General features: G+C 47.8%; 19 protein-coding genes, 19 tRNA genes and 3 rRNA genes. 3 read left to right on the plus strand and 38 right to left on the minus strand.

The genetic code is table 11. The features are described from left to right. Positions 1-8: 8 nt before the first annotated feature. Positions 9-1,346 (minus strand): ABC transporter substrate-binding protein, encoded by a 1,338-nt coding sequence (locus tag QFZ80_RS29690; RefSeq protein ID WP_307562335.1) that lies wholly within the window; start codon positions 1,344-1,346, stop codon positions 9-11. Between the two features lie 555 nt (positions 1,347-1,901). Between QFZ80_RS29690 and QFZ80_RS29695 the strand changes: the two genes are divergently transcribed. Next, on the plus strand, positions 1,902-2,066 hold the full coding sequence (locus tag QFZ80_RS29695; protein ID WP_307552139.1) for a hypothetical protein: 165 nt from the start codon (positions 1,902-1,904) through the stop codon (positions 2,064-2,066). A gap of 117 nt (positions 2,067-2,183) precedes the next feature. Here QFZ80_RS29695 and QFZ80_RS29700 read toward each other — a convergent pair whose 3' ends face one another. Continuing rightward, positions 2,184-2,957, minus strand: a complete 774-nt coding sequence (locus QFZ80_RS29700; RefSeq protein WP_307552137.1) for an arylamine N-acetyltransferase family protein — start codon at positions 2,955-2,957, stop codon at positions 2,184-2,186. Between the two features lie 211 nt (positions 2,958-3,168). Between QFZ80_RS29700 and QFZ80_RS29705 the strand changes: the two genes are divergently transcribed. Together QFZ80_RS29705 and QFZ80_RS29710 are read left to right on the plus strand one after the other, a co-directional pair. Next, positions 3,169-3,399, plus strand: a complete 231-nt coding sequence (locus tag QFZ80_RS29705) for a hypothetical protein (RefSeq protein WP_307552135.1) — start codon at positions 3,169-3,171, stop codon at positions 3,397-3,399. Positions 3,400-3,416: 17 nt separating this feature from the next. Further along, a complete protein-coding gene (locus QFZ80_RS29710; RefSeq protein ID WP_307552134.1) occupies positions 3,417-3,800 on the plus strand; it encodes a hypothetical protein in 384 nt (127 codons plus the stop codon). Here QFZ80_RS29710 and ade read toward each other — a convergent pair. The 36 genes from ade to QFZ80_RS29890 form a co-directional block, all read right to left on the minus strand. Next, positions 3,797-5,590 carry an adenine deaminase gene (gene ade / locus QFZ80_RS29715; RefSeq protein WP_307552133.1) on the minus strand — a complete coding sequence of 598 codons (1,794 nt, stop codon included), beginning with the start codon at positions 5,588-5,590 and terminating at the stop codon, positions 3,797-3,799. The genes QFZ80_RS29710 and ade overlap by 4 nt on opposite strands. Positions 5,591-5,928: 338 nt before the next feature. Continuing rightward, positions 5,929-5,999, minus strand: a tRNA-Gly gene (locus QFZ80_RS29720). Positions 6,000-6,006: 7 nt separating this feature from the next. Beyond that, positions 6,007-6,080 (minus strand) — tRNA-Pro (locus QFZ80_RS29725). A gap of 27 nt (positions 6,081-6,107) precedes the next feature. Continuing rightward, positions 6,108-6,184, minus strand: a tRNA-Arg gene (locus QFZ80_RS29730). A gap of 9 nt (positions 6,185-6,193) precedes the next feature. Then, positions 6,194-6,268 (minus strand) — tRNA-Gly (locus QFZ80_RS29735). Between the two features lie 40 nt (positions 6,269-6,308). After that, positions 6,309-6,388 (minus strand) — tRNA-Leu (locus QFZ80_RS29740). A gap of 57 nt (positions 6,389-6,445) precedes the next feature. Further along, a tRNA-Lys gene (locus QFZ80_RS29745) sits at positions 6,446-6,521 on the minus strand. A 10-nt stretch (positions 6,522-6,531) separates the two neighbouring features. Continuing rightward, positions 6,532-6,603, minus strand: a tRNA-Gln gene (locus tag QFZ80_RS29750). Positions 6,604-6,615: 12 nt separating this feature from the next. Continuing rightward, positions 6,616-6,697 (minus strand) — tRNA-Tyr (locus QFZ80_RS29755). Positions 6,698-6,772: 75 nt separating this feature from the next. After that, positions 6,773-6,848: transfer RNA gene (locus tag QFZ80_RS29760), tRNA-Thr, on the minus strand. 18 nt (positions 6,849-6,866) lie between these two features. Beyond that, positions 6,867-6,943, minus strand: a tRNA-Asp gene (locus tag QFZ80_RS29765). A gap of 31 nt (positions 6,944-6,974) precedes the next feature. Beyond that, positions 6,975-7,051 (minus strand) — tRNA-Met (locus QFZ80_RS29770). Between the two features lie 25 nt (positions 7,052-7,076). Then, positions 7,077-7,152, minus strand: a tRNA-Val gene (locus QFZ80_RS29775). Between the two features lie 18 nt (positions 7,153-7,170). Continuing rightward, positions 7,171-7,245: transfer RNA gene (locus tag QFZ80_RS29780), tRNA-Glu, on the minus strand. A gap of 20 nt (positions 7,246-7,265) precedes the next feature. After that, positions 7,266-7,354 (minus strand) — tRNA-Ser (locus QFZ80_RS29785). A gap of 10 nt (positions 7,355-7,364) precedes the next feature. Further along, positions 7,365-7,438, minus strand: a tRNA-Met gene (locus QFZ80_RS29790). Positions 7,439-7,465: 27 nt separating this feature from the next. Then, positions 7,466-7,553, minus strand: a tRNA-Ser gene (locus QFZ80_RS29795). A gap of 77 nt (positions 7,554-7,630) precedes the next feature. After that, positions 7,631-7,703: transfer RNA gene (locus QFZ80_RS29800), tRNA-Asn, on the minus strand. Positions 7,704-7,706: 3 nt separating this feature from the next. After that, a tRNA-Ala gene (locus tag QFZ80_RS29805) sits at positions 7,707-7,782 on the minus strand. An 84-nt stretch (positions 7,783-7,866) separates the two neighbouring features. Next, positions 7,867-7,943: transfer RNA gene (locus QFZ80_RS29810), tRNA-Ile, on the minus strand. A 55-nt stretch (positions 7,944-7,998) separates the two neighbouring features. Further along, positions 7,999-8,115 (minus strand): 5S ribosomal RNA (gene rrf, locus QFZ80_RS29815). A gap of 69 nt (positions 8,116-8,184) precedes the next feature. Beyond that, positions 8,185-11,103 (minus strand): 23S ribosomal RNA (locus tag QFZ80_RS29820). A gap of 281 nt (positions 11,104-11,384) precedes the next feature. Beyond that, positions 11,385-12,926, minus strand: a 16S ribosomal RNA gene (locus QFZ80_RS29825). The 16S, 23S and 5S rRNA genes sit together here with 19 tRNA genes alongside, the layout of an rRNA operon. Before the next feature lie 500 nt (positions 12,927-13,426). Continuing rightward, positions 13,427-13,639, minus strand: a complete 213-nt coding sequence (locus QFZ80_RS29830; protein WP_307552131.1) for a hypothetical protein — start codon at positions 13,637-13,639, stop codon at positions 13,427-13,429. Further along, a complete protein-coding gene (locus tag QFZ80_RS29835; protein ID WP_307552129.1) occupies positions 13,636-13,776 on the minus strand; it encodes a hypothetical protein in 141 nt (46 codons plus the stop codon). The genes QFZ80_RS29830 and QFZ80_RS29835 overlap by 4 nt, the downstream gene beginning before the upstream one ends. A 175-nt stretch (positions 13,777-13,951) precedes the next feature. Further along, positions 13,952-14,704, minus strand: coding sequence for a YwmB family TATA-box binding protein (locus QFZ80_RS29840; RefSeq protein WP_307562337.1), 753 nt, complete (start codon positions 14,702-14,704; stop codon positions 13,952-13,954). A 65-nt stretch (positions 14,705-14,769) separates the two neighbouring features. Beyond that, positions 14,770-16,308, minus strand: coding sequence for an amino acid permease (locus tag QFZ80_RS29845; RefSeq protein WP_307552125.1), 1,539 nt, complete (start codon positions 16,306-16,308; stop codon positions 14,770-14,772). 52 nt (positions 16,309-16,360) lie between these two features. Continuing rightward, entirely contained in the window at positions 16,361-16,489 is a 129-nt protein-coding gene (locus tag QFZ80_RS29850; RefSeq protein WP_307552124.1) for a hypothetical protein, read from the minus strand. A gap of 80 nt (positions 16,490-16,569) precedes the next feature. Next, on the minus strand, positions 16,570-17,493 hold the full coding sequence (gene eutC / locus QFZ80_RS29855) for an ethanolamine ammonia-lyase subunit EutC (RefSeq protein WP_307562338.1): 924 nt from the start codon (positions 17,491-17,493) through the stop codon (positions 16,570-16,572). Positions 17,494-17,551: 58 nt separating this feature from the next. Then, positions 17,552-18,913 carry an ethanolamine ammonia-lyase subunit EutB gene (locus QFZ80_RS29860; protein WP_307552120.1) on the minus strand — a complete coding sequence of 454 codons (1,362 nt, stop codon included), beginning with the start codon at positions 18,911-18,913 and terminating at the stop codon, positions 17,552-17,554. Continuing rightward, positions 18,910-20,391 (minus strand): ethanolamine ammonia-lyase reactivating factor EutA, encoded by a 1,482-nt coding sequence (locus tag QFZ80_RS29865; RefSeq protein ID WP_307552118.1) that lies wholly within the window; start codon positions 20,389-20,391, stop codon positions 18,910-18,912. Before QFZ80_RS29865 ends, QFZ80_RS29860 begins: the two co-directional genes overlap by 4 nt. A 7-nt stretch (positions 20,392-20,398) precedes the next feature. Continuing rightward, positions 20,399-21,001, minus strand: coding sequence for an ANTAR domain-containing response regulator (locus QFZ80_RS29870; protein ID WP_307552116.1), 603 nt, complete (start codon positions 20,999-21,001; stop codon positions 20,399-20,401). A gap of 2 nt (positions 21,002-21,003) precedes the next feature. After that, positions 21,004-22,437, minus strand: coding sequence for a sensor histidine kinase (locus tag QFZ80_RS29875; RefSeq protein ID WP_307552115.1), 1,434 nt, complete (start codon positions 22,435-22,437; stop codon positions 21,004-21,006). Between the two features lie 38 nt (positions 22,438-22,475). After that, on the minus strand, positions 22,476-22,916 hold the full coding sequence (locus QFZ80_RS29880; protein ID WP_307552113.1) for a EutP/PduV family microcompartment system protein: 441 nt from the start codon (positions 22,914-22,916) through the stop codon (positions 22,476-22,478). 4 nt (positions 22,917-22,920) lie between these two features. Then, the gene (locus tag QFZ80_RS29885) at positions 22,921-23,262 is read right to left on the minus strand and encodes a BMC domain-containing protein (protein WP_171645417.1); all 342 of its coding nucleotides are present in this window, start codon (positions 23,260-23,262) and stop codon (positions 22,921-22,923) included. After that, a complete protein-coding gene (locus tag QFZ80_RS29890; protein WP_307552112.1) occupies positions 23,244-23,546 on the minus strand; it encodes a EutN/CcmL family microcompartment protein in 303 nt (100 codons plus the stop codon). The genes QFZ80_RS29885 and QFZ80_RS29890 overlap by 19 nt, the downstream gene beginning before the upstream one ends. Between the last annotated feature and the right edge of the window lie 6 nt (positions 23,547-23,552).

The following is a 23,552-nucleotide window of genomic DNA, read 5'->3' on the forward strand; positions in this document are numbered from 1 at the left end:
ACTGCACCTCATTTGCTTTTTTGGTCACTAGCCAGAGCAGCATTCACCTTGTCTGCCACACTGTCGAGCAGTTCCTTCGGTTTGCCTTTATTGTTCGAGGCCATATCCAAGGCGCTAGCCATCTCGTTCCAAAGCAGCTGCCCTTGCGAAATTACTGGACGCCAGTGTGCCGTTCCTAGAAATCCGAGAATTTTAGTATTGATAGGATCATTCGCAAACACTTTTTGGTTTACTGAATGAACGACTGACAGGTAGGATTTTGTCAATTTTTCTTGTGCCTCATCACCTGTAAAGAACTTCAGGAGCTCCCATGCGCCATCCTGATTTTTGGCACCCTTGGGAATGACGAGACTGAAACCACCCGACCATGTAACCGTCTGATCTCCGGTCGGTGTCGGCAGCTGCGCAACACCGAAGTTCACATTCGTATTAGCTGCTTTAACGGTTGCTGCCAGCAAGTTGTTTCCGATTTCCATGCTTACCTTGCCGGCCGCAAATGGATTGATCTGAGTCGAGCTCGCTAATGATTTCATGTCACTGATATTATATTTGTTGGCATAATCCTGCAGCCATTGCAGTGCCTCAACGTTCTTAGGATCATTAGGTGTTACTTTACCGGTGCTCGTGTTATAGAAATTGCCGCCGAACGCCCATCCCCACGTATAGAAATTGCCTTGATTAGACCACGGTATAAGACCGATCCGCTTATAGATGTTTCCTTCCTTCACGGTCAGCTTGGCCGCATATTCTTCCAGCTCTTTGATCGTCTTAGGCGGCTTCTCAGGGTCAAGTCCAACTTCCTTGAAATGATCCTTGTTATAGAACAAGGCCCGCCCATCCGTAGAAACCGGAAGCCCGTATACTTTATCCTTGTACACAACCTCATTCCATGCAGCTGGATAAAACTTTTTCGGATCGATGGCATCTTTCTTGACCCTGTCCGAAATATCGATCAAAGCCTCCTGCTGGGCCCATGAGGCAATCTGGAAGCGATCGAAGAATACCGCATCCGGGGCAGTTCCCCCAGCGACAGCGGACATCAGCTTTTGTCCTCCGCCGACTGTCAAATCAGCCACATATACAGCATTCAATTTAATTTCGGGATGCGCTGCCTGGAAAGCATCAGCAGCAGCCTTAATCGCTTCTCCTGCCACACCTGTCTTATCGTACCAAAATGTCACGGTTCCAGAGGCCTTAGCAGTTGATGATGCTGGTTCCTTTGTACCCGGCGTGTTCGTCGATCCAGTTGTACCTGTTTGATTGGCCGAAGAGCAGCCTGCTAGTAAACCTACACTCGCAATAAGAGCTAAGACCGCTTTGGGACCACCGTGCGTTCTCTTTGTCATCACTGAACACCATTCCTTTTTTAGGTTTACTTGTCTCTTGTGAAAACTACTCCTAACCAGAAGCTCTTGGCTGTCTTTTATGTAAGGGCTTCCATACGATTATCGAAGGAGTTTGCCGAAAATGTTTCCCCGTCACTATTTGTGCAAGTACATAGATAAACCAACTTACATTCGAGTAAGATATTGTGGTTCGACCCTGATCAGTGATCTAAGGAAAGGTTACTAGATGTCACTGACACATTCAATGGTTATTTTTATTTAGATTATGTAAATCAGTCATTTCACAAGAAAAGTTACTAAAAATGTAATCGCTTACTATGTCAGCGCATGCCAGCATCGTCAACTCTTACAAAGTCCTTTATGATAGGCGGGACTTTAATAACAGCCCTCCGAATGGAAAGAACACTAATTCAGCATTCCTTTTCGCGTTGTTCTGAAGTACTTTTGATCGATGCATCAACCATGTCCTTTGAACATAACATTAAATAAAGCGCTTCCAATAATGCTATCGTGGAGAATTTGTAGGAGACATATATAAATAGGGAGTTGATGTCCATGTTCAACCCAAAAGAATGGACCAAACAAATGAAATTCATTCACGGCGTTGCAAGAACTATCTACATCAACAAACACACTGGACTACCAAAGCTAAGTTGTACGTTCACCAAAGAGCAGCAGAAAGCGTTAGAAAGTGAAGATAGAAAGTTATCCCTTTCGTAATTAGAATCATATTCGGATTTCTTCAAGTTAGAAAAATAAAAGGGACCCCTTTCGGGGTCCTCTTCGATGTTGAATAAATGGAAATCCCACTATTGAAGTACTTGACTATATGAATGATTAATCTAGATGAATACCAAAATGTTCTTGCAAGGCCGCTTTATACGCTTCTTCGGTCTGCGGAGTGAAAGTCCTTACCCCCGCGGAAGTAAAGATGCGAAATTCTCGGCCCGCCAGTGTATTCCGTCCCTCAAGGGTACGCATGGCTACCATTGGGCTTTTGGTAAATATCGAATCCGGGGCGTTCTCACACCAGAAGGTCGCAAAGGTGAAATCCTTCGGCAGCTGAGGTTCCTCCGTAAACGAGTAAATGCGGTTCCATTCCTTGTTCTTCTGCTCACATAGCATCCAACCATAATAGGCATCGCGCTCGAGACGGTAGCACTCTCCGCCTTGATGCTGTTCATGACCCTCGATCCATGCGATGGGCCTGCGCGGGACAATTCCGCCTACTCCGACATCACACAAATAAGTCGTGCCTTCTGCTTCTACCTTCAGGACGTGATGACGTCGTTTCGGTGGTATGTTCGGCTCGTCGCGCCAAAATCGAGCAACCAAGTCTGTGACCGGGTAGCCAAGCTCTCGCAGCAGCCAGCCGAATAAAGCGTTCAGCTCGAAGCAGTACCCACCGCGCCCACGTACGACAATCTTTTGATATACATCCTGAGGATCCAACGATAAAGCTGTGCGGTTCATAATGTCCAAATTTTCGTATGGAACCGTGTGCAGATGACACTCCTGAAGGTCCGCCAATGTCTTAGCGCTGCCATCGAGCGATCCTTCAAACCTCATGCGCTCCAGATAGGTCTGAATCTGACTATTTTTACTGTACATGTTGAACACTCCATCCTTATTTTTTTCATAGATAGACAAGTTCGTGAGATTTAACAACAATAACCTTTTAAAAATACCATCATTACCCTATTTCTGCCTTAAATTCAACGTGAACTCTTCATAAAAGCTTACAAAACGACAACGGTTTTCGAGCGACATTTTAGTTCAAATCCGTTAATCTATGAAAAAAGATTCATAGGAGGACTAATTTATGATTCAAAACTTAGAGCTATGCGTAACTGGATTGTTAATTATCTCCATCATGTTTCATCTTTTTATAGATATAATCAAAAAGAATAAAATCATTACCTATCCCATTCAAGAAGAGGAATCTATCCAAGTTGTTTACCCACAGTACATCGACTGCAGCCGGAACATTATGCATTCACTTCTTTCCAAAGATTATCTTTTTACGGATGGGCAGCTTAGTGAGATTCATTAATTTAAGGAGGCTGTACGGTGTCAAACAAGGTAATCAGTGATGAAGAGTTGATGTTGCTGCTGTCTCCCACTTGTACTAACGAAGAAAATGAGCAATCAGATAAACCGAAGCTCACCATGAAATTATTATATGAGCTTATAAAAAAGCTAAAGCAAGAGAACATGGTGCTCTCCAAGCGTGTAGACGAATTTGAACAGCAATTAGTATTGTTACATCAGATTCGTGATGAGGTGGCCACCACCCTTGATCTGCCTATGCTCGAGGAAGCCGGAATAACAGTCGGGATGGAAGCAGAGCTCGATTCCGGCCTCCCGCAAACCATCCAAACCTCCCGCGCCGAACGTCATCCTTCCAAAAAGAGGAGGACGTCCTTTTGGACCTATTTATTTCGTCCCACTTAACCAATTTCCACTTCAATTAGCTTGAACTGCGTTACATCGACAACCCCTCGGTTTGAAATCCGAATTTCTGGAATAACGGGTAAGGCAATTAATGAGAATGTCATAAACGGGGCGTTCAACGGACAGCCAATTTGTTTCCACGCTTTCTCGAGCTCAGCAACCTCTTTAACGACTTCAAGCAATGATTTATCTGACATGAGGCCTGCGATGGTCATCGGTACTTGAGCCAGCACTTTACTGTTCTCTACAACAATCATACCGCCTCCCATTTTGACAAGCTCATTAGCAGCCAAAGCCATATCCTGTTCATTAATCCCCATAACAATTAGATTATGACTGTCATGCGCCACTGTAGATGCTACTGCACCCGCCTTCAATTGAAAGCCATGCGTAAAACCAAGTGAAATTTGACCCGTTCCACGGTGTCGCTCGATACAGGCGAGACGGATAATATCCTGCTCTACATCTGGTTGGATGATCCCTTCTTCAACACCTAGAGCTGCAGTCATTTTCTCTGTTCTTGCACTGTTTTCAATAATGCGGATGACATTGACTTGCGTCTTATCCTGATTACTTCGACTTACAAGCTTGAAGTCCTCTGCCGTAAGCTCGCGCTTAACGTTCATGGAATTACGGATGTGTTCGGGATAGACGAAATCGGGGAAATCAACCGTAAGCTTGCCATTATCAAAAACAACTTGACCGTCGGTAATGACCGTGGAAGGCTCGACCTTCTGTAAATCATCCAGTAATAAAATGTCAGCATATTTACCGGGAGTAATACTGCCCAAATCTTGCTCCATTTTAAAATAACGGGCCACATTAATCGTTACCATTTGAATCGCAGTTACAGGGTCGACACCCTCTTCGATTGCGCGGCAAACCACATGATTGAGATGCCCTTTCTCCACCAACGTTTGCGGACTTACATCATCCGTGACGAGCGAAATATTGGCCGTGTTGACCTTATCTTCGGTTACCACCTTAATGACCTCTTTGACATCATGCCAGGCCGAACCTTCACGAATCATAAGGTGCATCCCCATGCGGACTTTGTGAAGACCTTGTTCCCTAGTTACGGTTTCATGATCAGATGTCACGCCCGATGCCATATAAGCCTGCAGCATACGATCATCATCACTCGGAAAATGTCCTGTGACCGTTTTACCACTCTTGATTGTTTCTTCAATCTCCCCGCACATTTTCGGATCACCGTAAACGACACCAGGAAAATTCATGACTTCGCCTAGTCCGACCACGTTGTCCCACTGCAATCCCTCTTTAATATCGGTTACTTCTAAGCTTGCACCTGCATCTTCCAAGCCGTTAGTCGCTGGTACGCAGGATGGGAAAGTCGTAAAAACTTTAAGAGGCAGCTGCTGCCCCTCTTCGTGCATCAGCCTTACACCTTCTGTTCCAAACACATTGGCAATTTCATGTGGGTCCATAAAAATCCCCGTTGTTCCTTTGGCTAATGCCGCTTTGGCAAACTCGGTAACGGAAAGCATAGTGCTTTCAACATGCATATGACCATCTAATAAGCCTGGAGACATATACTTCCCTGTGGCATCGATAATGACCGTTTGAGCCCCAATGGTATGGTCTGCATTCCCTACATAGGCAATTCTCCCAGCAGCAACAGCAACATCCATATGCTCAATTAATTCACCAGAATACACATTGACGAGTGTTCCATTCTTAATGACTACATCGGAAAATACTTCGCCTATTGCAACCTTAGCTAGCGTTCTGCTCACTTCAACTAGTTTATTTCTTTTATTTAGCATCATGGGTTTTGTACTCCTTTATGTATGTAAATTAATTAACCTATTCCGATCCGGTGACAAGCGTCACAACCCCTGAACATCGGTTCACATGCATTACTTGTATCACTTCTCCATTAAATTTACCATGAAAGAGGTTTATCTCAAGGGTTACATGCTACAGCAGAGGATTCCTCATTTCTATTTATTAAATTATACGGAGCTAATGTAATTCAGATGCAGGTTATCATCGAGGCATAGTTCTATGACATCACCGGTGATGGGGGCACTCCAAATTAAAATTTGAGTTCACAGAGTTCCTGTACAAACGAAAAAGACCACCCGAAGGTGATCTTTTTCTGTGAAGCGGGCGGCGGGAATCGAACCCGCGCGATCAGCTTGGAAGGCTGAAGTTCTACCATTAAACTACGCCCGCGTGTTTATCGGGACGACACGATTTGAACATGCGACCCCCTGCTCCCAAAGCAGGTGCTCTACCAAGCTGAGCTACGTCCCGAAAGTAATATGTATTTCTAATAAAAAATGGCGCGCCCTGAGAGATTCGAACTCCCGACCTTTTGATTCGTAGTCAAATACTCTATCCAGCTGAGCTAAGGGCGCTTAATTAAATGGAGCGGAAGACGGGGATCGAACCCGCGACCCTCGCCTTGGCAAGGCGATGCTCTACCGCTGAGCCACTTCCGCATGGGTACCTCCAGGAGTATGAATACTGCTGAGGATTTGATGCGCGTAGAGGGACTTGAACCCCCACGGTCGCCCGCTAGATCCTAAGTCTAGTGCGTCTGCCAATTCCGCCATACGCGCATGTTGTAAATAAGGCAATCTGAGAGACTTTAGTCTACGCCTAAAGATCCCTATATATGGTGAGTCATGTAGGATTCGAACCTACGACACCCTGATTAAAAGTCAGGTGCTCTACCAACTGAGCTAATGACTCAAGTGAAGAACTGGGGATCAAGGATTTGAACCTTGGCATGACGGAGTCAAAGTCCGTTGCCTTACCGCTTGGCTAATCCCCAACGTAGATTGGATGGAGGCTGATGGATTCGAACCACCGAACTCGAAGAGAGCAGATTTACAGTCTGCCGTGTTTAGCCACTTCACTAAGCCTCCACATATAAAGCCTTACCGAGCCCAAAAAAAGTATTAGCGTTGCTATAAAGCTTATCTTCACTTTTTTGGGAATTGTGGTGCCGTCGAGAGGACTTGAACCCCCAACCTACTGATTACAAGTCAGTTGCTCTACCAGTTGAGCTACAACGGCATATTCATTCATAAAAAATGGCGGAGCTGACGGGATTCGAACCCGCGGTCTCCTGCGTGACAGGCAGGCATGTTAGGCCACTACACCACAGCTCCACACTATGAAAACAACACTCAGTAAAGAGTTTGGTTGCGGGGGCAGGATTTGAACCTGCGGCCTTCGGGTTATGAGCCCGACGAGCTACCGGGCTGCTCCACCCCGCGACATGACTAGCCAGATATTAAAATATGGTGGAGGCTGACGGGATCGAACCGCCGACCCTCTGCTTGTAAGGCAGATGCTCTCCCAGCTGAGCTAAGCCTCCATGGGATATGAAGATTATTGGTGACCCGTAGGGGACTCGAACCCCTGTTACCTCCGTGAAAGGGAGGTGTCTTAACCACTTGACCAACGGGCCAAACTTAAAAAATTTACCTACGGAGAGAGAGGGATTCGAACCCTCGCACCACTTACGCAGTCTAACCCCTTAGCAGAGGGTCCCCTTATAGCCACTTGGGTATCTCTCCAATTTATCAGTAGCGGCAGAGGGGCTCGAACCCCCGACCTTACGGGTATGAACCGTACGCTCTAGCCAGCTGAGCTACGCCGCCATATTGTCTTTCCTTTATCTAAAGAAACGGAGAAGGAGGGATTCGAACCCTCGAGACGCTTGTGACGCCTACACGATTTCCAATCGTGCTCCTTCGGCCGCTCGGACACTTCTCCACGAATGTGTTTATTGGGGCCCCCAAAAAGTAATAGGAATATGCTACAAAGCATCACTTCACTTCTTGGGGGTTTGACTCCCCGAACAGGACTCGAACCTGTGACAACTCGATTAACAGTCGAGTGCTCTACCAACTGAGCTATCAGGGAAAATGGTGGAGCCAAGCGGGATCGAACCGCTGACCTCCTGCTTGCAAGGCAGGCGCTCTCCCAGCTGAGCTATGGCCCCATATTAGTGAGACTGATTTCATCAAAGATCCCTATATTACCCCAAAAAATTTCCGTGGACCCCGATACTAACTATGAAGTTAATTGGTGGGCCCTAGTGGACTCGAACCACCGACCTCACCCTTATCAGGGGTGCGCTCTAACCAGCTGAGCTAAGGGCCCTAATGTGTAAAACAGTGTACAGGGCGGCAAAAAAAATACCCACTAGGGGTATTCTGCTTGGCAACGTTCTACTCTCCCAGAACCCTGCGGTTCAAGTACCATCGACGCTGGAGGGCTTAACGGTCGTGTTCGAGATGGGAACGCGTGGGTCCCCTCCGCCATCATCACCAAACAGTCAAAGCGTGGTTTGCGCCTTGAAAACTAGATACGAAACTTGCGTAAAGTTAGAATTTTAGGTTTATTGGTTAAGCCCTCGACCGATTAGTATTCGTCAGCTGCATGCATTGCTGCACTTCCACCTCGAACCTATCAACCTCGTCGTCTACAAGGGGTCTTACATACTGGGAAATCTCATCTTGAGGGGGGCTTCGCGCTTAGATGCTTTCAGCGCTTATCCCCTCCGTACATAGCTACCCAGCGATGCCTCTGGCGAGACAACTGGTACACCAGCGGTACGTCCATCCCGGTCCTCTCGTACTAAGGACAGCTCCTCTCAAATTTCCTACGCCCGCGACAGATAGGGACCGAACTGTCTCACGACGTTCTGAACCCAGCTCGCGTACCGCTTTAATGGGCGAACAGCCCAACCCTTGGGACCTACTTCAGCCCCAGGATGCGATGAGCCGACATCGAGGTGCCAAACCTCCCCGTCGATGTGGACTCTTGGGGGAGATAAGCCTGTTATCCCCAGGGTAGCTTTTATCCGTTGAGCGATGGCCCTTCCATTCGGTACCACCGGATCACTAAGTCCGACTTTCGTCCCTGCTCGACTTGTAGGTCTCGCAGTCAAGCTCCCTTATGCCTTTGCACTCTGCGAATGATTTCCAACCATTCTGAGGGAACCTTTAAACGCCTCCGTTACATTTTAGGAGGCGACCGCCCCAGTCAAACTGCCCACCTGACACTGTCCCCATACCGGATCACGGTACCAGGTTAGAACTCCGATACGATCAGGGTGGTATCCCAACGATGCCTCCACCCAAGCTGGCGCTCAGGCTTCAAAGGCTCCCACCTATCCTGTACAGATCGTACCAAAGTCCAATATCAAGCTGCAGTAAAGCTCCATGGGGTCTTTCCGTCTTGTCGCGGGTAACCTGCATCTTCACAGGTATTAAAATTTCACCGGATCTCTCGTTGAGACAGCGCCCAAGTCGTTACGCCATTCGTGCGGGTCAGAATTTACCTGACAAGGAATTTCGCTACCTTAGGACCGTTATAGTTACGGCCGCCGTTTACTGGGGCTTCAATTCATAGCTTCGGAACCGAGGTCCCTAACCACTCCTCTTAACCTTCCAGCACCGGGCAGGCGTCAGCCCGTATACTTCGCCTTGCGGCTTCGCACAGACCTGTGTTTTTGCTAAACAGTCGCTTGGGCCTTTTCACTGCGGCCCCCTCGGGCTATTCACCCTACCGAGGCACCCCTTCTCCCGAAGTTACGGGGTCATTTTGCCGAGTTCCTTAACGAGAGTTCTTCCGCGCGCCTTAGAATTCTCTTCTCACCCACCTGTGTCGGTTTGCGGTACGGGCACCTTCGCCTGGCTAGAAGCTTTTCTTGGCAGTGTGAACTCATGACCTTCGGTACTTAAATTTCCCTCCCCATCACAGCCCAGCCTTACGATGTGCGGATTTGCCTACACATCAGCCTCACTGCTTGGACGAGCATCCATCAGCTCGCGTCACTATCCTTCTGCGTCACTCCATCGCTCATAACGGCTACGGTGGTACAGGAATTTCCACCTGTTGTCCATCGACTACGCCTTTCGGCCTCGCCTTAGGTCCCGACTTACCCTGAGCGGACGAGCCTTCCTCAGGAACCCTTAGGTTTTCGGCGGATCAGATTCTCACTGATCTTTTCGTTACTTATACCGGCATTCTCACTTGTATGCGCTCCACCTGTCCTTACGGTCAGAATTCAACGTACATACAACGCTCCCCTACCCATGCACTAAAGTGCAAGCCATAGCTTCGGTGGCGTGTTTAGCCCCGTTACATTTTCGGCGCAGAGTCACTCGACCAGTGAGCTATTACGCACTCTTTCAATGGTGGCTGCTTCTAAGCCAACATCCTGGTTGTCTGTGCAACTCCACATCCTTTCCCACTTAACACACACTTGGGGACCTTAGCTGATGGTCTGGGCTGTTTCCCTTTTGACAATGGATCTTAGCACTCACTGTCTGACTCCCGGATTTAAGTTTGTGGCATTCAGAGTTTGACTGGACTTGGTAACCCTTGGCGGGCCCCGCACCCAATCAGTGCTTTACCTCCACAACTCAACATCCGAGGCTAGCCCTAAAGCTATTTCGGGGAGAACCAGCTATCTCCGAGTTCGATTGGAATTTCTCCGCTACCCCCACCTCATCCCCGCATTTTTCAACATGCGTGGGTTCGGGCCTCCAGTGAGTGTTACCTCACCTTCACCCTGGACAGGGGTAGATCACACGGTTTCGGGTCTACGTCCACGTACTAAAGCGCCCTATTCAGACTCGCTTTCGCTGCGGCTCCGTCTTTTCAACTTAACCTCGCACGGGAACGTAACTCGCCGGTTCATTCTACAAAAGGCACGCCATCACCCATATAGAGGGCTCTGACTTCTTGTAAGCACACGGTTTCAGGTTCTTTTTCACTCCGCTTCCGCGGTGCTTTTCACCTTTCCCTCACGGTACTGCTTCACTATCGGTCACTAGGGAGTATTTAGCCTTGGCAGATGGTCCTGCCGGATTCCGACGGGGTTTCACGTGACCCGCCGTACTCAGGATACCTCTAGGGGTTTCGTTCGATTTTGGCTACAGGGCTTTTACCTTCTATGCCGGACCTTTCCAGATCACTTCGCCTACCGAACTAACCCCACAACGAGGTCCTACAACCCCAAGGAGCAAGCTCCTTGGTTTGGGCTATTCCGCTTTCGCTCGCCGCTACTGACGGAATCACTTTTGTTTTCTTTTCCTCCAGGTACTTAGATGTTTCAGTTCCCTGGGTATGCCTCCAATGCAGCTATGTATTCACTGCATGGTAACTGCGCATTACCACAGCTGGGTTCCCCCATTCGGACATCCCCGGATCAAAGCCTGCTTACGGCTCCCCGAGGCATTTCGTCGTTCGCCACGTCCTTCTTCGGCTCCTAGTGCCTAGGCATCCTCCGTGTGCTCTTTCTAGCTTAACCATTTATAGGGATCTTTAGCGTTAGCTAAAGTCTCTCCTAAGCTGAAAAAACTTTAAAGATTTTTGCAAGATTCGTTAGAATCAAGCAACCTAAGTTCTTACTTTACGTTTTGTTTCGTTATCTAGTTTTCAAGGAACAACTGTAATGCTTTTGAAAGATTGCTCTTTCAAAACTGAACACGAGTGAATAAGCGATTTGTGTGAACAATGAGAGACTTTGATCTACGATCAAAGATCCCTATATATCACTTGACTGATCTTATCAAGACCGAGTCTCCATAGAAAGGAGGTGATCCAGCCGCACCTTCCGATACGGCTACCTTGTTACGACTTCACCCCAATCATCTACCCCACCTTCGGCGGCTGGCTCCCTTGCGGGTTACCCCACCGACTTCGGGTGTTGTAAACTCTCGTGGTGTGACGGGCGGTGTGTACAAGACCCGGGAACGTATTCACCGCGGCATGCTGATCCGCGATTACTAGCAATTCCGACTTCATGCAGGCGAGTTGCAGCCTGCAATCCGAACTGAGATCGGCTTATAAGGATTGGCTCCACCTCGCGGCTTCGCTTCCCGTTGTACCGACCATTGTAGTACGTGTGTAGCCCAGGTCATAAGGGGCATGATGATTTGACGTCATCCCCACCTTCCTCCGGTTTGTCACCGGCAGTCATCTTAGAGTGCCCACCCACAGTGCTGGCAACTAAGATCAAGGGTTGCGCTCGTTGCGGGACTTAACCCAACATCTCACGACACGAGCTGACGACAACCATGCACCACCTGTCTCCAATGCTCCGAAGAGGGCACCTATCTCTAGGTGTTACATCGGGATGTCAAGACCTGGTAAGGTTCTTCGCGTTGCTTCGAATTAAACCACATACTCCACTGCTTGTGCGGGTCCCCGTCAATTCCTTTGAGTTTCACTCTTGCGAGCGTACTCCCCAGGCGGCATACTTACTGTGTTAACTTCGGCACCGAGGAATCGAATCCCCAACACCTAGTATGCATCGTTTACGGCGTGGACTACCAGGGTATCTAATCCTGTTTGCTCCCCACGCTTTCGCGCCTCAGCGTCAGTTATAGGCCAGAAAGTCGCCTTCGCCACTGGTGTTCCTCCACATCTCTACGCATTTCACCGCTACACGTGGAATTCCACTTTCCTCTCCTACACTCAAGTCAACCAGTTTTGGATGCGAACCGGGGTTGAGCCCCGGGCTTAAACACCCAACTTAATTGACCGCCTGCGCGCGCTTTACGCCCAATAATTCCGGACAACGCTTGCCCCCTACGTATTACCGCGGCTGCTGGCACGTAGTTAGCCGGGGCTTTCTTCTCCTATACCGTCACACAAAGAGCAGTTACTCTCCTTGCTGTTCGTCTAGGGCAACAGAGCTTTACGATCCGAAAACCTTCATCACTCACGCGGCGTTGCTCCGTCAGACTTGCGTCCATTGCGGAAGATTCCCTACTGCTGCCTCCCGTAGGAGTCTGGGCCGTGTCTCAGTCCCAGTGTGGCCGTTCACCCTCTCAGGTCGGCTACGCATCGTCGCCTTGGTAGGCCGTTACCCTACCAACTAGCTAATGCGCCGCAGGCCCATCTATAAGCCACAGATTGCTCCGTGTTTCATAATTCTCTCATGCGAGAAAACCAATTATCCGGTCTTAGCTATCGTTTCCGATAGTTATCCCAGTCTTATAGGCAGGTTACCTACGTGTTACTCACCCGTCCGCCGCTAACTTATCCCGAAGGATAAATCCGCTCGACTTGCATGTATTAGGCACGCCGCCAGCGTTCGTCCTGAGCCAGGATCAAACTCTCCATAATAGTGGACAATTGCTTGTCCGTATATCTGAAAGCTGAAATGCTCATTGACTTGCTAGCGAGATTTTGCAATCTCTTTTTGAACGATTTCTCGTTCGTGCTTACTCACTCGTTGTTCAGTTTTCAAAGATCAATTTCTTTCGTTCACTGCCGTGTTACCGAAGCAGCGAGAAGTAATATACCATACTGATTTTTATTTTGCAACTAGTTTTTTTCTAGTTACTTTCACCAGCCTGTCTTGCGGCCGGAGTGATAATATAACATGGATTACAAACACATAGCAATGTTTTATTTTTCCAATTTCAAAAAAGTTTCTAAGGTTGATTCTAACCTACTCTTATAACATCTCCTTTATAATAAATCCTTATAACAAAAAAACACCTGCTGCTTAAGCACGTGTTCTTTATACTCACCTTTTAAAAGCAATCGTCAAACCGATTAATGTTTAGTAATCCGAAAACAAAGGCATTATAATTTTGTTCACTCGGCTGCTTTAGTTTCCATTATACGTTATGAACTACATAACTGTTGACAATGGCAGCTGCAAACGTTGCGCGATTGTTTCGAAAGAAGTGAAATAAAATACGAGCTTCCGGGGACTCTTCATCATATTGCGAAAAGTTAAAGAAATCGTCATCTCCCCATCCCTCACTACGGAGGCTTTCTATCGATTCTGCAATTATATGAGGGATGACCGGCTTTGTTATCGTTGTCATAGTCCCACTCCTCGGAGTATATTCAGATACCGTTTATTACCCGTTTTTGCCCACATCAGGAAACAATAGCGATTATTTATAATAACGGGATTATTGGATGGCAGGATCGGCTTCTTTTGATTGGCTTTCTTCAGCATGTTAAGATCACCTCCTTGCTTTCTTTCTTATGTATTTGTTATTCAACTGCATTTGTTACTCATTCTAACCAATCTATTAATCTATTAAACCTGAGATAATCTATTAATTTTGATCTGACCCAAATCTTGAAACAAAAAAGATGCAGCATTAAACTGCACCTCAAGACTCTATTCTTTAGTATTCCATTGTTATGATCGGAGTACCTACGGTTAGTCGCAACTTGCCAGTCGTAGACTCCTTATGCAAAGCTACCTGCAGATTCACCTCTTGGATACCACTCTTAACAAAAGAATGGAACTCCTTAGAAGCCAATGACGCACTTACCGTATTCTGATCCTTGTAGTTTTCTAAGATTTTGCCTTTAAAAGCTAGAGTTATAGCATTTACGATTTCCATGGAACTCATTTGACCAGACTGTTCTTGCCCATTTACATAACCTTGCACCATAACATTCCATTGGCCATTTATACCAAGCTTCTTCAATTGCTCGCCTGCTTGCTCCTGCCACTTAACCAACTCCGACCGTTCAGCTTCATGAGAAGCGTCTAATCGCAAGACGACATAGCAGGCATTTTGTCCCTGTGGACTTGCAACTGTTACGGTGACGACCGCTCCGGGCACAACCTCAGATTTGGCTGTATAGGTCGGATGTGAATTGGATTCACTCAACACTTCTGCCTGAGGAATTCCAAAAGCGTGGGACAGTTTCTTCCCAGTTTGCAGCATATCCTGAGCCACACCACTGCACGTTCCGTAATAGCCTGTATACTTGAAGGTTATTTGATTCTCACTCGTCATGTACGGCTTAACTGTATTCAATAAATGGAGTGCTTCTTGCTCACCTTGCGCATCGGCATGACGAACCCAACCAAAAATAATGCTTATAATGGACATACAAATGATCGATACTAACCAAGATTTCTGCATATAAAAAGGCACCTCTTTACTAGAATCGCAAGCTCTAGTAAAAGGATGCCCAAATCTAGCAAATGTTAAACAGAGGAAGTTTCTTCAAGTTCTTTTTCTCGGCGAACGATTTCTTCCATGGAAGTGTTAAGTGCGGCCTGTGGCCCAGGGAAGTGATTTTTGTAATAAGCTAAATCCATAATGACTAGAAGAATCAGCATCCCAGCAACGGCATAACCGGCCATTTGATTCGGAGGAATTACCATGACGATGCAGATGAAGATGATCCACAGAAGCGCGACGACAGAAATGAACGTGCTGTATTTCCCGAGATTCCACGGTCCGAGATGCTTATCTTGAAATCTGCCTTCCGCTTTAGCTCTGAGTTTGAGATAGATTGGTATGCCGTAAGCCACATATAAGCCCACAACACTGACCCCAGTTAGGAACGCAATCGTCGTGTAAGTCGCATCCGGATTCACCGTTTTGATGATGTAGTCAATGAAAGCGAGCAGGAACGAAAGAATAATAGCCAGCCAAATGGCTTTAGCAGGTGTACGGTATTTCTTCGAAATTTGTGCCCATTGGTTGCTCATCGGCATCCCTTTGTCACGAGAGAAGGCATACATCATACGTGAGAAGGAAGTGATAGAAGCTAGACCGCAGAACCACATCGCGGCAGTGACCAACCATAGAATAACGGAGCCGAATGTACCGCCAAGCGCTTGGCTGATGACATAGATGAACGCATTGCTTGAACCGGCAGCAGCACCGGCATCCTTAATGGACAAGGTGACAAAAGCAAGCATAACGAATCCAATGACAAACGAGTAGGCAACGGATGTGAAAATGCCCCAAGGCGCACGCACACGAGGGTTAATGGTCTCTTCAATGGTATGAGCAGAGGCATCATATCCCGTAAATGTCCACTGCGCTTGCAAAAGTCCGATCAGAAAAGCAAACATATACGGTTTATCCGAAAAAGTTTCGCCCACTTTGAACAAATAATCGACAGGATTCAAATTGCCTTTGGTGAAAAAGGCAAGTGACAAAACCAGCACCGCCACCACAGCGATATGGTACCATGCCGAGAAATCATTCAGCTTAGAAACGATACGAATCCCGATATGATTCAGAATGCCATGCGTGAGTAATATGATCGTGAAACAAATCAACACGGTTGTATTGCTGGATTCATAACCGAATACACTCGCGATGAGAGGATCGGCGAATAGGGCTACTGAATAATCGATACCAGCCACAATCCCGATTTGGCCGATCAGATTGATCCAGGCGGTGTACCAGCCCCAGCGTTTGTTTTTCAAAATAGCTGCCCAGTGGTACAAGGCACCAGCCGTCGGAATGGCCGAAGCAAGCTCAGCCATGACTGCTGCTACGAACATGACAAAAAGGGCGACAATCGGCCAGCCAAAGCCCATCATGCCCGCACCGCCATAGGTTAATCCGTGGCCGTATAACGATACAGCGCCAGTGAGAATGGAAATGATGGAGAATGAAATCGCAAAATTGGAAAATCCGCCCATACTGCGCAGCAGTTCTTGGGCATAACCGAACTTGTTTAAATCACTTTTGTCTTTTTCATGATGATTGGAAGGGTTGCTCATCTTTTATCCTCCTCATCAAATAGATACGATTTGTACAAACAAGTCACAAGTCTCATTTCCCTAGGAAACTTTCATGCTTGCTTTCATCGAATTCGCGAATGCTTTTATTGGCGATTCTGACAATCCATAAAGCAAACAAACACGTGACCGCAATAATTACGATTCCAATCGTCAGTCCCATTCGGCCTGCACCTCCTTCTCCGGACCATTATAGAAAAGCTTCTTAACGAAGCACATTCTCAAGGTGAATAATCTTGACCATTAAATTTCCAAGTTGACACCGCTCGTTTTTTGCTCAAGCATTTTATTCACGATGGTGCCGATATGCGCACCGCCTTCCAGTGGAGGGGTGCCCCCGCGATGTATATTGGAAATCACCGTGCGGTCGCTCTCCACAGTGCCTTTACGCGGTTTGTAACAGATGTAAGCACTAAGCGATTTAGACGAAACAAGTCCAGGTCTTTCCCCGATCAAAAGCACAAGCACTTCCGGCTGCACAATTTCGCCGATGTGATCCATAACAGCGACCCTGCCGCCACGGACGAAAAACGGAGTACCTGTGGATAACCCGTAAGCACTAAGCGAATCAAGCAGCGCAGGATACACATCGCCCAAATTGGCGTCTACCGCATTGGCACTAAGTCCATCCGAAACGACTATCTGCACCTGCGGCTTCATCTTGCACCTTTTTTGAATTTCTGCGATTCCTTCTTCGGTAACAATACGTCCCATATCAGGACGTTTTAAATAGTTTTCCGTATTCTCATAACGGGTTTCCACCGTAAACAAACCGAATTCGTCCAAAAGCGCTTGACTCGCATCCCCATATATGGAATCGACAGCTGCGGCATGGTCACGGCGAAATTTAAGCACCTCTTTGGTGAGTGCCCTCGTACCCGTACGCCATACGCCGATACGTGCCGGTGTGCTGGCAAGCAGCTCATTCATCCCTTCCTCCCATTTGGGAGTTGGTACTTTAGAGGTGAATGTGTCCAATTCGGTGGACGGGGCCAGTTCCGACACCATGTCTACTCGGGTAGATCGCTGTGCTTCCTCATCAACAGGGGTAGGATTCAAAGAGCGATTAACCGCCGGAATATCAACAGCAGTTGATGCAGACAGCTTCTTCTCAAGCTCTGCCATCACCATATCAACAAGCTGATCCATGGGGATAACTTTGTTCATGTCGTTTCCTCCTTAGCGTTTTGCGTTAGCAAAACTGGCTTCGCAAGCAGCATCTGAGCTACATAAAAAGGGTCGGATCTCCCGCCATCGGCGTTAATCGGCCATTTTCCATGATGCCCATTTTCACCAGCCATTGTTCAAATGCCGGGGCCGGGCGCAGTCTCATCAATTCCCTTAAAGTGGCGATATCGTGGTAACTGGTAGATTGATAATTGAGCATGCAGTCATCTGCCATGGCCACACCGATCAGGTAATTGACGCCTGCAGCGGAAAGCAGCACCGCCAAATTGTCCATATCGTTCTGATCTGCCTTCATATGATTGGTGTAGCAAACATCTACCCCCATCGGCAGCTGCTGAAGCTTGCCCATGAAATGGTCTTCCAAACCAGCCCGAATTACCTGCTTGCTGTCATACAAATACTCAGGTCCGATGAAGCCAACAACCGTGTTAACAATAAACGGCTTATATTTTCGGGCAAGGCCATAACAGCGGGACTCGAGTGTGACCTGGTCGATACCGTGATGCGCTTCGGCTGACAATTCGGAGCCTTGGCCCGTTTCAAAATACCACAGATTCGGCCCTGTCCCTGTGCCTTCCCTGGCAATGAGCTCATCTGCTTCGTTAAGTAGCGAAACATCAATGCCGAACGCTTTATTCCCGTCCTCCGTGCCGGCCAAGCTTTGAAACACCATGTCGGCTGGAGCGCCTTGTCGGATAGCGCGCATCTGGGTTTTGATATGTGCTAAAACACAGTTCTGCGTCGGAATCTGCCACTTCTCCATCACTTCTTTGGTCACCTGCAAAATATTCTTGACGCTATCTGCCGAATCGATTACCGGATTGATACCGATAACCGCATCCCCAATCCCATAACTCAAGGCTTCAAATAAAGCGGCCTTAATACCCTGAATATTGTCCGTAGGATGATTGGGTTGGGCCCGACCGGACAGCACTCCTTTTTGGCCAATCGTAATGTTGCAATGCGTTGTGACTTCCATTTTGGATGCGGCTTGCACAAGATCAAGATTGCTCATTAATTTGGTGACAGCGGCGACCATTTCACTCGTTAAGCCACGGGAAAGCCTGCGAATTTCATCATTTCCCGTTTCTTGCCGCAGCAAATACTCCCGCAGCTCAGCCACCGTCCAATTGCGAACCTCGGTATAGATCTTCTCGTTTATCCCGTCTTCGATTACCCGCGACACTTCATCGATTTCCGGCGGCAGCAGAGGATGATTTCGGATATCCCCCAGCGTCAAATCGGACAGAACCAGTTTGGCTGCAATCCGCTCCTTCGCATCCAGTGCAGAGATTCCGGCCAACTGATCGCCTGATTTCTCCTCGTTTGCCTTCGCCATGACTTCCTTTAAATTTTTGAATTGAAAGGTTGTACCAAGCAACGTAGTCTTCAGGTTCACTGTCTTATCCCCTCCGCTCTGTTGTGAAAGGCCAACGTCTTAACTACCACCGGGATCATGATCCCTGAAATAGGCTCACCCAAGTCGATATAATCCCCATGCTCTACACGAATTTGATCGATGCAAATGACTTTCGGACGTTGTCCGCAGCGCTTAGTCAAGGATTGACCGAGCGCCTTCGCAATATCCGTTTCACAGATGACCACCATAGTTTCACTAGCAGGAAAATGTTGAACAAAACTTGCATGCAGCCGATCCGCTAAGTGCTGAAGCAATGTGTACGTAAGGTCATTCATTCCTGACAACGCCAGCCCGAACGGTGGTGACTGATCCCGATCAAAGAGGCTTGCGCCGCTTTTCATGATCGCATCCAACGCATCCGCAAGCAGCCCAGTTTGCTCAAGCATCTGCGTTGTTACATCAAGCCCCAGTAGAGGCAAATTGCGAATCGGCAGCAGCGATGCATCCAAATGCACCGTAGCGCCGCTGATTTCCGTGCTCTGCATCCCGGCACCGATGACGGTCGCTTTGACCGTCTGATCTGCACGGATGAGTCGGATAGGATATTGGGCGGATAATTCCTTCCAAGTGTGCGCTAGCAAAGGGCCGATATCATGATGGACCGCCACATCGGCCAAACTTTCCGGTTTCTTCGCCTCCATCAACAGGCCGATCCCTCCGGATACCATCCATTCTCCAATGGGAGGCATTGATGCAAGCAGCTCGCCGTTCAGCAAGGAACGAAGAGTTTCATCATGCTCAGGAATGATCTGCCCGGCTAAATAATCCATCATACAGTGGCACATTCCCATGCAGATTTCTTCTATGAGAGTGAAGCTAACCGTGTCGCCTGCCTTAATGTTGTATCCACTAGTCCTCAGCCATGGTCGAATCGATGGCGATACGTCTATAATCACTCCGTTCGAGTCTATTTGGATGAGCCTGCCCCCAACGTGAAAGGTGACTGTTCCAATCAGCTTACCTCTTTGAAAAATAGCCGCATTGGCTGTACCCCCGCCGATATCAATGTTGGCGACTGCGCCTCGAATCTGCATGGAGCGACGCTCCGCACCGGCGCCTTTGCCGGCAAGCAGCCCTTCTAGATCGGCACCTGCCGTTGCTACAACGAAATCGCCCGAGCGTTCGGCGAGCAGATGCAAAATTTGCCTAGCGTTCGTTTTATTCGCCGTTTCTCCGGTAATGATAACGGCGCCAGATTTCAAATCCGCTGGACGAATTCCTGCCTGCTTGTACTCATGGGTCACGATTTCCCAGATGTGCTCCGCATTGATTTCATCGCCGCTCTTCAGCGGAGTGCTGTAAATCGGACTCGCGTACAGCAATTCCCGCTCCGCGATCTCAAATCGAGGCAAGCTGACAGCACCCGACGAGCGTACTAATTTCAAACGGCTAATCACCATCTTGGTCGTGCTCGTTCCGATATCTAGGCCGACACTTGTGATCCACTGGTTATGCATTTCCCACTCACCCGTCCTGTGCCGCACTAGTTAATGCCCCGATCCCATCAGCGATAACGCCTGCCGCCAGCTTTGAAAGAGGAATACGCGTAGTCATGCTCACTTCACGCATTTTCTTGTAGGCATCTTCCTCATTTAAGGCGTATACCTGCATCACGATGCCCTTCGCTTTCTCGATCACTTTGCGCTCTTCGATGGATTGCTTTAGCTGTTTGATGTCTTGTTTCAGTGAATCCATCTTTTCTTTCTGACTCAAGGCAATTTCTACAGCGGGCAGCAAATCTTCCTCCGATATCGGTTTAACCAGGAAAGCTGCGACACCCGCCTCTCGCGCATCCTTCACCAATTCCTTCTGGCTGTATGCCGTAAGTAGTAAAACGGATGTATCCTGCTGCAGCTTGCGTATAATTTGGGACGCCTTGATGCCGTTCATGACGGGCATTTTAATATCCATGATGGCAAGATCCGGTTTTAATCTGGCAACGAGCTCTACCGCTTCCTCGCCATTTTTGGCTTCTCCCGCGACCCAATATCCGCCCTCTTCCAGCATTTCGCGAATATCCATGCGAATGATTGGATCGTCATCCACAACAACGATGGCATTTTTCATGGCTATTCGTCCTCCTTTTGCTGCGCTTTGGAAAGCGGAAATGTGATATGAGCGTCCGTACCCCGCTCATCCGAAGTTATATGAATGACACCGCTGAGATTTTCCTCCACAAGTGTCTCTGTGATTTTCAAGCCAAGATGACTCTTCCTGTCAGAATGGTTTGCCGCTTCAATTCCTATACCATTATCGGATACATGGACACTAATGAAAGTGCCAATAAATTGCAGGGAAATGTCGATATTCCCGGTACGTCTCTCCCCAAAAGCATGCAGTACGCAGTTCTGCACAAGCTCATTGACAACAAGCGCAAGCGTAGTGGCAACGTCGGACTGTAAAATAAGCTCATCCCCATAAATTTTCGGGTAAATGTTCTGATCCGGTTTGGAAGAGGACGAGATAATGTTCTTCGTAATGCGCTCCACCACATCGTTGAAATGGATCGTTTCAAGTCCTTCAAAGGCAAGCATTTCATGAATGACGGCAATGCTGTTAATGCGGTTGATACTATCGCGATAGACTCTCTCCACTTCTTCAAGCTTGGTCCTTCGCATCTGTAAGCGGAGTAGACTGGATACAGTCTGCAAATTATTTTTCACACGATGATGAATTTCCTTAATAACTGCCGATTTGATCACTAACTGCTTTTCTTTTTCTTTCATATCCGAGATGTCACGAATGAGAATTATGCCGCCTACCTCCCGCTGATCCCGGTAGATGGACATGGCTTTCAGATCAAAGGAAACATGCCCAATTTGAAGCTCCTGATGGATGAGTCCTTTGTGGCCTATGAGAGGGTTCCCTTCTAATCTGCCATAAAACAACTGGGCAATCGGGTACCCGTTAATCGCGCCAATATGACCGATTTGCTTCAACATTTCAGCTGCTCGGGGATTGGTATAGGTCATACATTCTTTGTCATCAAATAAAATAATGCCTTCGTGCATAAGCGACTGCATACTGCCTTCAGACATCGCCACAGTAAGCAGTGTTTCGCTCAGCTGTTCCGTTGTCTCCATTAATCTCGTCACATTTTTCTCCTGCTCGAGCTTTTCGGAGATGTCCTTTTCCATAATCAATGCGCCAATGACATTGCCGCCTTTTGACCGAATCGGCACGACGTTCTGCTGAATGGCAATCTGTTCCTGCGAGATGCCTCTCGCTCCGATCACGGACTGCCCAGAAAGCAAACAAAACATCACGGCAGGCTCATTTTGCGCAAAAGCATATTGTCCGACGACTGATGTCTTATATAGGGATGGAGCTGAGGATGGATGTGCCTCGGCAACCACAAGCGCTGAACCCTTGTCTGCGAGCGGGCAGTCAATAAATACATCCGATTCCGACACATCGGCTATCATTTGCAGCTGAGCGGCCATCTCCATGATCGTCTGGGCTTCTTCCTCGCTTAAAATCGTATGATTCCTGCACAATTCCATGATCAATGCCACCATGAATCCCTCATTACGTCGTGGATTTACTCCTGTACAATCTCCATAAGTCTTTCCTTCAGCCGTTGAATTCCCACTGTGGACGCTGCCGACGTCAAGAAGATTTCTCCTTCCGGCAGCGACTGTCTCAGAAGGGTAATGGCTCTATCAATGTCTGCCTTCGGGTGATCGATTTTGGTTACTACCCCAATCGTTAATACAGGAAACCCCTGTTCAAATCCGGGAGGAAAATAGTTTCTGTTCCGGGCAGCATCTTGCACAAGCAAAACAGCTGCAGTCTCATGCGAGGTCGCTATTAGGGAGCGATAATACAATGGATTTTCGCTGTATTCACCAGGTGTATCAATGATCCAGTCCCGATAGATAAGACTTTGGGTTTTGATCGCCGGCTCCGATTCCCCGAACAAGGCTTTAATTAACGTTGATTTTCCAGCACCGACAGCGCCGATCAGCATCACTTTTTTCATAGATTCAAGACCTCGTTATCGGTGCAGTCGCAAATTTCAGCTTATCCTGCAAAAAAGCATTCACAGCCTCAATCGCCATTTCCACAGCGGCTACTTCCCCCGTGAGCACGAGCGATCCGGTGAAACGATCCAAATAACCGATGCCCACACTAGCCGCTTTGGTCGCAATGTCAGCGGCAATGATGGCCGTTTCCGTGGGAGTAAGTGTTAAAATCCCAATCGCATTCCTTTCTTCAATACCAAGCTTCGTATACAAAACCGGATCGGGATTGGCAATCACATGAGCCAGTGTCAGTTGTTTGCCGGGCACATATTCCTGAATCACCCTCATCTTCTGCTCTTCCATACGTCCTCCTCGGTTTCTTGAGCGACCTCATAACTATCTACAATGCCTACGATCATCGCATCGATAGGAACCATTTTATCCGTGAACAAGGTTCGGGCCGGACTCCCTCTAGACACAATCACATTCTCGCCAACACCGGCTCCAATGCGGTCTGCGGCAATGATCGGAGTGCCCGCTTCGCTATCTTTGAAATCCATCGGCTGGATCACTAACAATTTCAAATTGTCCATGCCCACTTCTTTTTGCGAAGCCCATACACTGCCGATTACTTTTCCTAAAAACATAGAACC

Source organism: Paenibacillus sp. V4I7 (assembly GCF_030817275.1).
GTDB lineage: Bacteria > Bacillota > Bacilli > Paenibacillales > NBRC-103111 > Paenibacillus_E.

What these genes read in the sequence shown, in the direction of transcription:
- QFZ80_RS29880 (WP_307552113.1), bottom strand. Translation starts at nt 22,916, where the DNA reads ATGAAAAAAGTGATGCTGATCGGCGCTGTCGGTGCTGGAAAATCAACG.
- eutC (WP_307562338.1), bottom strand. Translation starts at nt 17,493, where the DNA reads ATGAACAAAGTTATCCCCATGGATCAGCTTGTTGATATGGTGATGGCA.
- ade (WP_307552133.1), bottom strand. Translation starts at nt 5,590, where the DNA reads ATGATGCTAAATAAAAGAAATAAACTAGTTGAAGTGAGCAGAACGCTA.
- QFZ80_RS29695 (WP_307552139.1), top strand. Translation starts at nt 1,902, where the DNA reads ATGTTCAACCCAAAAGAATGGACCAAACAAATGAAATTCATTCACGGC.
- QFZ80_RS29875 (WP_307552115.1), bottom strand. Translation starts at nt 22,437, where the DNA reads ATGGAATTGTGCAGGAATCATACGATTTTAAGCGAGGAAGAAGCCCAG.
- QFZ80_RS29865 (WP_307552118.1), bottom strand. Translation starts at nt 20,391, where the DNA reads ATGCATAACCAGTGGATCACAAGTGTCGGCCTAGATATCGGAACGAGC.
- QFZ80_RS29700 (WP_307552137.1), bottom strand. Translation starts at nt 2,957, where the DNA reads ATGTACAGTAAAAATAGTCAGATTCAGACCTATCTGGAGCGCATGAGG.
- QFZ80_RS29845 (WP_307552125.1), bottom strand. Translation starts at nt 16,308, where the DNA reads ATGAGCAACCCTTCCAATCATCATGAAAAAGACAAAAGTGATTTAAAC.
- QFZ80_RS29850 (WP_307552124.1), bottom strand. Translation starts at nt 16,489, where the DNA reads ATGGGACTGACGATTGGAATCGTAATTATTGCGGTCACGTGTTTGTTT.
- QFZ80_RS29885 (WP_171645417.1), bottom strand. Translation starts at nt 23,262, where the DNA reads ATGGAAGAGCAGAAGATGAGGGTGATTCAGGAATATGTGCCCGGCAAA.
- QFZ80_RS29840 (WP_307562337.1), bottom strand. Translation starts at nt 14,704, where the DNA reads ATGCAGAAATCTTGGTTAGTATCGATCATTTGTATGTCCATTATAAGC.
- QFZ80_RS29830 (WP_307552131.1), bottom strand. Translation starts at nt 13,639, where the DNA reads ATGACAACGATAACAAAGCCGGTCATCCCTCATATAATTGCAGAATCG.
- QFZ80_RS29835 (WP_307552129.1), bottom strand. Translation starts at nt 13,776, where the DNA reads ATGCTGAAGAAAGCCAATCAAAAGAAGCCGATCCTGCCATCCAATAAT.
- QFZ80_RS29890 (WP_307552112.1), bottom strand. Translation starts at nt 23,546, where the DNA reads ATGTTTTTAGGAAAAGTAATCGGCAGTGTATGGGCTTCGCAAAAAGAA.
- QFZ80_RS29690 (WP_307562335.1), bottom strand. Translation starts at nt 1,346, where the DNA reads ATGACAAAGAGAACGCACGGTGGTCCCAAAGCGGTCTTAGCTCTTATT.
- QFZ80_RS29705 (WP_307552135.1), top strand. Translation starts at nt 3,169, where the DNA reads ATGATTCAAAACTTAGAGCTATGCGTAACTGGATTGTTAATTATCTCC.
- QFZ80_RS29870 (WP_307552116.1), bottom strand. Translation starts at nt 21,001, where the DNA reads ATGAAAAATGCCATCGTTGTTGTGGATGACGATCCAATCATTCGCATG.